Source organism: Candidatus Neomarinimicrobiota bacterium (assembly GCA_036476315.1).
Lineage (GTDB): Bacteria > Fidelibacterota > Marinisomatia > Marinisomatales > S15-B10 > JAZGBI01.
This window is the reverse complement of record JAZGBI010000104.1, coordinates 19377-29154: the sequence shown is the minus strand read 5'-3', so window position 1 is coordinate 29154 and position 9778 is coordinate 19377. Positions and strand designations below refer to the sequence as shown.

Below are 9778 nucleotides of genomic sequence, written 5' to 3'. Positions count from 1 at the left end.
GTCCGGCGACGATCGTATTGCTTCTGCGACTCTTCCACCCTTTCTGGCGGTATGGGATGCGTCGACTGACGGAGTGAGCGTTTCTTCCGTCTTGCTGGCACCTTGTCACCCATAGTTACCGGAGTAGAATAAGCTTTTTCGTTCGGACGAAGTCCTGCGCCTTCAACTGGTAGATATAGACTCCTGTTGCCACCTGACTACCGGACCGATCCGTGCCATCCCACTTCACCGTATGGTATCCGGGCGCCTGACGTCCGTCAACCAGGACGGCCACCTCATGACCCAGAATGTCATAAACAATTAGCTCCACATTGTTTCCTTCCGGGAGATCATACTGGATGGTGGTCACGGGATTGAATGGATTCGGACTATTCTGATGAAGTGCAAATCGCTCCGGCAACGACGCTTCGTCACTCACACCGATGGTGATAGAGAATTCGAAATCCATGGACTCTCGTTCATCAAACAGCTCGACGTAGGAGCACATTACCATATGCTCGTCAATCGTCGCACAAACATCGTATTCGCCGTTGACTACACCCATGCAGAAATACCCGTCTTCGTCTGTATAGGTGACAAAGAATTCGCCTGTGTTGGAATCCTCGGCCCACACTTCCGCTCCTTCGGCGGGCTCACCATTGATGGAAACATAGCCACAGATTTCACTGCCATACATAATGGGTCGTAAGACCAGATCGACCGAGACGGTTTCGCCGGACTGAACCCATACCGAATCGGCGAATCCTACCATGAAATCCTCTGTTTCAGGATCCCAGTAGTCGGCGTAGATCCAGTAATACTGGTCGTCAAATCCCATCACATCCAGTTCATAGGTACCACTCTCGTCCGTTTCTGTATCAAAGAACAGACCATCGCCCCACCACCAATCAAATCCGAAATGGAACCAGGTACCGGCCTCCACCCATGCATCTTCCAGGATATTGCCCAATGTGTCAGTCACGGTTCCATCTATCATAGCGTCGATTTGTACTAAGGGAAGGACAAAATCGACATCGACCGTGTCCAAATCGACCACCACATTGTATTCCACATCCCACAAATAGCCCCATCTGAAGGGTAGAGCAGCAGCCACGTAGGTGCCATTATTGAGTGGCAGGACATATCTTCCATCCCTGTCTGACATGGCCCAATTGGCTTCCCACTCGGTGGTATCAATAGCTATTACCCCGGATTCGATTGAGTTACCGTATTCGTCCGCAACGCTTCCAACGATGGCGCCGTCCCAGTCAATGGGCGTTAGATTCACAGTGATCTCTTGTGTATCATCCGATACGACGATATCTGTCAGGCACGTGTCCTCATAAGTATTCGTCCAGTCCCAGTCATAGAAACAGACTTCATAAGTCCCATTGTTCACGCCCAACTTGAAGAAACCGCTCTCATCGGTCTCACCGTAATAGTAATAGTAAGGATATTCATCTCCGAATGCGTCGACACCAATTCCCTTTACCGCCTCGTCCGTATCCGCATCGTACACATAGCCTTGAATTACACCATCTGGTGGACTCAGGGCAATGTCAACGGTGACAGTATTATCCAACACCACTACGTTCTCCACACACTCTTCTCCGTATTGTTCCCACCACTTCTCAGCGCATACTGTATACGTGCCATTTACTACTGGAAGTTTATACTTCCCATCGCCAGCGGTCATATCCCATTGGTCAAACATCCACTCCTCAGCGTACGCCCAGACATCGGCTCTGGGCAGCGGGTCGCCCGTGGACACGTCGGTCACCGTCCCGGTAATGGCCCCATCGAAGAGTTCCAGCTGGAAATCGTACTGGATCAACGATTCATCAACAAGAAAGCCGAACTCGCAATAGCCCTGATACTCGCGATCATCCCAGTCGTGGGCGCACAGCTCACCGGTCCCATAGACCGTGCCCAGCCGGTAATATCCCTCCTCATCTGTCCAGGCTTCGTTCCAGAATCCTTCCATATCCCTATCATCGTCATCTCCCATCATGGGTCCTCCGGGACCGGGACCGTCATGATCCCACATCCGGATTTCCACTGCTACGTCTTCAAGTGGGTCACCCGCTTCAGCGTCAGTGACGTATCCTTCCACAAAGGCAGGCCACTCCTCCAGTTCACAGTCAAAATCCAGCGTGTCTCCCGATGAGACGTAGACCGGATAATCGATACAGGAGTTCCACATGTAATCGGGATGGTAGGCTTCCACGGCTTCGTACAAATGACCGCCCTGGAGAGGCAAAGAAAAACCCCCATCAGAACCGCTGGTCGTAAATCCCATAAGTATATCGTACCGTTGTCCTGAGAAGGCGGCGACGGAAGCATCCTCGATACCCGTGCCGTCCTCTTCGTCAACGACACTTCCCACAATCGCAGCGTCCCGGGTGATATCGAGGGTAACACCGTCAAGTTCATCAGCATGTTCGTAGAATTGTCCGCTCAACAGGTGTTCACCGCTGCTGATGCCTAGAGCAGCATCCATGGCTCCCAGAAAAAAGCCCCCCTCCAGATTGAGAAAATCGAAGCTGAACGCACCCGTATTATCCGTGAAAGTCATGAATGGCTCATCCTCAAATTCATGACTGAACATGACGAGGGCCGTTGCCGTAACTGGGGATACCGTACCGGTAGCCGCGTAGTCCCCGGTAAGATTGTCAACCGTCAAATAGGCTTGACCGCTACCGCCACCATCCGTTACCTGAAATATCATGGAAATACCCATGAAAGGGAAATCATCTATAGTTTCCACAAATTCACCCGCGGCAGGATCCTCATCTTCGTCGGAATTGTCGTAGATCCAGAAGGAACCTTCGTCCTCGCCACCCGGCATCATCTTAGGTCCGGGAGCAAGTATCTCCAAAAGGGAAATGTCTTCAGCATCCACGACCGTATCGCCATCCGCGTCGAAGAACAGTTCCGCCCATGCGGAATCTTCTCCAGTGGTAAAGGTGATGGATATTTCAAACGCTTCGCCTGCGCCAATGGTGGCCGCGCTGGCACCGTTAATGAGGACCGTCGGACCATCCCCGCCCCGCAGGAGCGGACCAGCCGAATGGGAACCACGGTGGCCAAATCGCTGCCACTTGTCAAAGCTACGCAAAGTTCGCAGCAATTTGTCCCTTTCCCTCTTCGGTGACTCACGCTTTTGCTCCTGCTGGCGCAAGGATTCAAGTTTCTCGCGCTTTAGCCTGGCCTCTGCGGCCTTCATGGGGCGCTCCACAGCGGCTTTCAATTTCATCTTTACGGCCCGCCTCTGTTGCACCGCCTCCAACTGCTCCTTAGTGGGAAGACGGGTGCCGCTTGCATCATTCGTCTTCGCGGCAGACAGTGACATCACCATCAGGACACAGGATAAAATGGGTAGTAGCTTACTGGTCATAGTGAAACCTCCTTAACTTGTTACACAGAAATTTGCCTACTGATCCCAATCTAGACTCTATTAGAAACTGTTCGCAAGTCAATTGTAAGAGATCCGGGCAGTCCTGTGACCGTGGTCACGGGTTTGACACTGCCTGGGTCACATTTCGGCAGAAAACTGAGAGTCTTCCGCCCCTATTTCAGGAGGACGAGCTTTCTGTTGAGTTGAAGTCCGTCGGACATCAGACGATATACATAAATACCACTGGCTAATCCACCGGCGTTCCATTCAACCTCATGGCGGCCCGCTTCCTTCAAACCGTCAGCCATTGTCGCCACCTCCCGGCCAAGGAGGTCATGAATGGTGAGTCGTACGTGAGCCATCTCGGGAATCGTATAGGCAATGGTTGTCACGGCATTAAACGGATTGGGATAGTTTTGCTCAAGAGAAAATTTATCCGGGAGAGTGTTCGGTAACTTCACAATGGATGACGTCTCAAAAGTTGTATCCACAGCAAAAAGGATATCGTCGATAAACCATCCCCCATACACATTCTGTTCGTCCGACATCATTCGAAATCGCAGCCATACCTCTCCTTCACCCATATAGGGAGATAGATCGATGACTTCATCACGCTGAAGACCCATGCCCGTGATGGATGTGACTGAGTCCCACACTACCCCATCGGAGGAAAGTTCCACATAACCGAAATCTCTGTCCTCTTCCAGAAGACTTAGATGCCTGAAGGAGAGATAAGCCGAGTTGTAAGACGAGATGTCGATGAAATTTACCATTGACAAAATGTTTTCTGCATTGTTCCGGTAGGTCCCATCTGGAGAATCATTGATGACCTTCCCATAGTCTCCAAAACCGACAAATCCCCAGCCGTCGTCCGTATCCCAGTCGGAAAGGTCCTCAGCCTCCCAGTTCCCCAGCGGGGTCCAGTTGAGAATCTGAAAGGAGGAGATTTCCGAAATCGTTTCATTCAACTGACTTGTGCTGTCGATGGCCTTCACCCAATAGGTAACAACTGTATGCCACGGAACACTCTCCCAGCCGAGTTCCCCTTTCCATTCCGCCCCGTCAACATCCATAGGGACAGAATAGGTTGTTTCCGGCGAATCGCTGGAAAAGGAATATTCCAGAAAGATCTCACCCACCGCGATATTGTCAGTCACGTAGGTTGTGACCTGGACCGAGCCCATTTTGCCGAAATGATCGTCAATCTGCGAAACAGAGTGAATGACCGGATGAATGGCATCGGGTCCAACGTTGAAAGAGTAGTGAGATTCAGGGGCACCAAACGGTTTGGTGGACCAACGGCCGGCCGTGTCCTGCACGGCGAAATAGTAGGTCAATTCCCCGGCTAAGCCGTATCCGGGAATGTCAGTTGTAAACTCCCCCGACTGACCCGATGACAACAGGTACGTTGTGTCCGTGAAGTCGGCGTTTAGTCCCGAAACGCACATTGCGGTCCCCGGAACCAACGCATTGTTCTCCCCGGCGTTTATAGTCACTGTGACCACGTAAGGTCCATCCGAATCTTCAGTATCCGTAAGGGGCTCGTGGACAAACGATAATAAGGAGGGAAAGAGAAAAATGTAGAGCCCGTTGTCCCAATCACTGATATAAATATGTCCGGAGGGAGCAAAAGGATAGACACCAAACGCACCGGCAAAACCTTCGCCCGATTCCGGGGACGTATCATATTCATCAATGATGACGGGCTCTGTTGGATCGGAAATATCAAGAACCCGGAGGCCCGCGGTGTAGTACGACACATAAGCAATTTCGCCGATGATATACAGGTTGTGAACAGTTGCCGTACTATCCGCAAATTCCCCAACCTGCTCCGGATTTCGAACATCGCTGATATCCCACACGGTAATATCCGCCAATGGATGGCTTGCCAATTCATCGCAGATGAAAAGGTAGTTTCCGTCCTCGCTAACCCAGCCACTGTGATGATATCTAATTGAAGGGGGATCAATGGAACCCAATAGTTGTGGATTGGACGGGTCGGCAACGTCATAAATGTTGGTCCCGCTGGAACCATGAAAATCGTACAACCGGTCATCAATGACTGATGCATCATGTCCGCCGGTTGTACCATCACTCCAAACCAATTCGGGATTCGTTGGGTCCTGGTTCAGATCGTAAATGCGCAGCCCAGGAGCTTCCGAGTACATATATCCGTTTTCAGCAATGAAAATATTATGGGATGAGGGGAACGTTCCCACTACTTGAGGATTTCCTGGATCGGAAATGTCCACAATGCCACCTGATCCACCCCCACCCGTAACAGTATAAGCGTAGTGTTGCCATCCCTTAACATCAAAACCAGGCACTGACGGGACCGTGGCAACCCGCACAGGAACTAAAGGATTACTTACGTCAACAATAACAAGACCCGTGCCAGATGCATCTCCAACCAATGCATATTCTTTATTAGCAAGCGTATCCACGTATCCCCAAACGTCGGTGGTGAACGTTCCCGGAATTTCGACATTTCCGAGGAACCCGATAGGTCCTTGACATAAGACCGTTTCAACATGCAGGAAAACCAAGGCAGATGCGCCGGTGATCAAGAATTTAACATTCAGCAATCGCATTCAACTGTCTCCATTCCGGGAAAACTCTACTTGAGAAGAAGAAGCTTTCGCGTTTTCACGCTCCGAGATGTCTCTAACCGGTAGACATAAATGCCACTGGCGAATCCGTGGGCATTCCATAACACCTCATGGCGGCCCGCCTCCTTCAAACCGTGAACCAGCGATGCCACCTCCCGGCCCAGTAGGTCGTAAACCGCTAACTGTACATCGGACGAATAAGGGAGGGAAAAGGAGATTGCTGTCACCGCGTTGAACGGGTTGGGATAGTTCTGGCCAAGGGCCACCTCACTGGGCAGAATCTCAGAACTCGTAACGCCTGTCACACCCAAAGTTGTATCCACGAGAAGATGGATATCGTCCACATACCAACCGATATAGGTGTTCTGTTCATCCGATGTCATACGCAATCGTAGCCACACCTCTCCATTGTCGATGTAAGGAGTCAGATCAACGAGTTCTGTCCGCACGACTGCCACTCCTGTTATAGAAGAAGCCGTCGTCCATTCATTTCCATCCCTTGATAACTCCACGTAGCCAAAATCTTTATCCTCCTCCATAAAACTGAGTTCCAAGAAGGAGAGATAGGCGGACTCATAGGGGGAAACGTCGAGAGGCTCAAGCTTTGCCAACACATTGTTCGCATTGTTGCTGTAGTTCTCACCCGGTGAATCGTCCATGACGTATCGAATCGTTTGATTGAAATGAAACAATCCCCAGCCATCCCCTGTATCCCACTGTGAAATATCCTCTTCATCCCAGTATCCAACCTTGCTCTGGTTGACGATCTTGAATGAGAGGGGTTCGGATCTCGCTTCATTCTCATTGCTCGATACATCTTTGACCACAACCTGGTAGGTAATGACCGTGTGTCCGGAAACGGCTGACCAGCTGATTTCGCCTCGCCACAGGGAACCGTCAAACGCCATGGGGGCGTAAAGCGTATCATTCCTGTCAGTAGAAAGAGTGTATGTCAGGACTGCCTCGCCAATCCCGATGTTGTCCGTAGCAAATGCCGTTACCTCGTCTGTACCGGACCGGTCGATGCGGTTTTCCAGCTCAGAGACAAAGACAAATTGCGGTGGTACGGTATCGGGGCCGGCATAGAATTGGAATACATTTTCGGGCACCCCCACGGGATTTGTCCAGGTGTAGTAAGGATGATCCGTTTCGACATAGTACCGCACAGTGGTGGCTTCATTGGGTGCCGGGATTGTACCGGTAAATTGACCGTCACTCCCTTCCATGTCCGAGGAACTATAATCAGTCATATCGTCTGTCTTATAGAAAAGAGCGACCTTTTCAAGATCGGAAATTTCCCCCGTCACCTCCACTGCAATATCAAAATCCGTCTCCGTGGACTCAGTGTCCGAAAGGGGATCATGGTGAATAAAGTTCAGATAGCTGAGAATCCGTGTCAGAACCGTTCGCTGAGTGTCATTGATATCCTCCGGAGCCACGGAGCCATAATCGCTGCCGAAGGCTTCCAAACCCATTCCCGTGTAGACGAGGCGATAATCTCCATCATACCTGAGCCCCATCCCTTTTCCGTTATCGTACTGGAAGATCAAGACAGCCTGGTCATCCGGAGTGAACCAATCGGGGAACTGGGAATCAGTCTCAATTCCCGGCTGCCACACATTGAAGTCCAGCCCACTACTGATGGGATCGCCCCATATACCTTCTACATTCTCCGAACCTGCATCATCCCCGCCCCAGGTGGCATGGAGATACGTTTCATAAAAAAGCCTGGAGTTTCCATTTGAAAAGTTGTACTCATTTTCGAATCCTGGTGCAGGATCAGCAAGATCCCATCCGAGATCCTGACCGGAAATATAGAGGTTTCCACCATTGTCCAGATAATAACTCAAAGCGGCCCGGTCCAGTGAATCGAGACTGGGGAAGTCCCACTCCGTAAACCAGATGATCATGGGAAAACCGAGAAGAGCTTCCCCCGATGGTGATCCTTGCTTGGAATGATCCCAAATTCCATAAAGGAGATTGTTTTCATCCAGGATGCCCCTGTAGAATCCATCAACATGAACGTCCCCACAACAGCTTTCAAAGTCGTCATCCACCATCAAGACGGGCATCCTGCCCAAGGTCACAGTGAGTGTATCGGAGGCGTGAAATTCTCCTTCCGCCGTCACGTTCAGAACCACACTTGTCAGCCGGGGGGTGACCGTATCCGAAACGGAAAAGCTAAGCCCATTCTCTATCGTATCCCTCGCATCGGGAGGGAATGAACGGGGCGAAGTAACATCATCCACCACCGTGAGGGCAGGATCATCCGTGGTAAGCGTCACCGTATAACTCTGCGTGGTTCCCAGTGAGTAGTTCCGGTAAGTGGTGGAAATGTAAACAGTTTCTCCACGATCGAGGACCCCGTCTCCATTACCCCCGACAACATCCGTAACGGCGCTGGTTACCAGGACGATCTTCGGGGGAAAGGAAACAAACTCCGATTCCTCGTAATCGAGGGCCTGAAACGCGTTAATACGCCCGGTTCCGATAAGGCCCTCATACTGGGGATTCAGATTGTCTATCCCTTCGACCGTTCCCGCCACTCGGACTGCCAGCTCCTTGGCTGTCAAATCCGGATAGTAGGACTTGACGAGTGCCGCAAGCCCCGCGACGAGAGGGGATGACATTGATGTGCCCCCGATATGTCCGTACCCACTTTCCGGAGTAGTAGAGAGGATAGTCTCCCCCGGTGCCGAAACATCCACCGATAGACCATAATTGCTGAAACTGGACTTCCTGTCACTTGAGCTGACGGACGCAACGCTCAGGACTTCCTGATAAGCGGACGGGTAATGGAACTCATTTGCATTCTCGTTCCCGGCGGAACCCACGATGAGGGAACCGAAACCAGTGGCATATTCAATAACCTCAGCCCCCACCAGGGAGTACCCCGTTCCTCCCCAGCTGCAATTGATGACATGGGCCCCAAGTTCCGCGGCGTACACGATCCCGCTGTAACCAAAAGAAATGAATTCAGGAGTATCGTCATAGGCGGCCTTGATAGGAAGTGTCTTGACATTCCATGCTACACCGGCCACTCCCGCTTGATTATCCGTCACGGCATTGGCTATACCGGCAACGTGTGTCCCATGGACCCAGTATCCCGCAGCCTCCTCGGACCCATGAGTCGGATCGTTATCGGATTCCCCGAAATCCCATCCCTGAACGTCATCCACGTAGCCGTTTCCATCGTCATCCACCTGATTGCCGGGAATTTCATTCGGATTTGTGAAATAATTGGCTTCAAGATCCGGATGATCCATATCGAAGCCGTTGTCCACGACGGCAATAATAATGGTGGAATCACCATGAGATATGTCCCAGGCATCAGCCGCCATTATCGCGGACAGGTGCCATTGAGACGAATAGAGAGAATCATCGGGGACACCGTAAACCCTTCGGATAAATACCGGTTCAGCATAGATCACCTGTGGTGACTCTTGAAGCCTTTGCGCCACGGCGTAAGGATTGGCATTTGTCTCATAAGCTGCCAGGTAAATGCGGCTGATGTCAGGCAGGTCCGGTGGACGGGACCGAGAGGCAGGAAACAGGGGCTCCACAAACTGAACGCTGTATCTTGAAAGTACGGCATCCACCTCAGGCACCGCAGTAGCGGTTCCCCTCGCTTTCAGGAGAGCGGTTCCCGGGGCCAGTTTGAAGATAACCTTCCCCGGAATAACGTTTCCCGGCGTCGTCTCCCTGGCGACGAGTATCCCCAGGGAAAAAAGGAGGGCGGGCAGGATTCTCATTAGCGACATATTTCCCCCAGTTCGGCCAAAATTCAAGTTAT

Annotated in this window: 3 protein-coding genes; all 3 read right to left on the bottom strand. The window is 51.4% G+C overall.

The window, feature by feature from the left end; genetic code table 11:
* Nucleotides 1–115: 115 nt before the first annotated feature.
* The 3 genes from V3U24_11010 to V3U24_11000 all read right to left on the bottom strand — a co-directional run bounded on the left by V3U24_11010 (nucleotide 116) and on the right by V3U24_11000 (nucleotide 9737).
* On the bottom strand, nucleotides 116–3376 hold the full coding sequence (locus V3U24_11010) for a FlgD immunoglobulin-like domain containing protein (GenBank protein MEE9167972.1): 3261 nt from the start codon (nucleotides 3374–3376) through the stop codon (nucleotides 116–118).
* A 173-nt stretch (nucleotides 3377–3549) separates the two neighbouring features.
* Nucleotides 3550–5967, bottom strand: a complete 2418-nt coding sequence (locus tag V3U24_11005; protein MEE9167971.1) for a choice-of-anchor B family protein — start codon at nucleotides 5965–5967, stop codon at nucleotides 3550–3552.
* 26 nt (nucleotides 5968–5993) lie between these two features.
* On the bottom strand, nucleotides 5994–9737 hold the full coding sequence (locus V3U24_11000) for a S8 family serine peptidase (GenBank protein ID MEE9167970.1): 3744 nt from the start codon (nucleotides 9735–9737) through the stop codon (nucleotides 5994–5996).
* Between the last annotated feature and the right edge of the window lie 41 nt (nucleotides 9738–9778).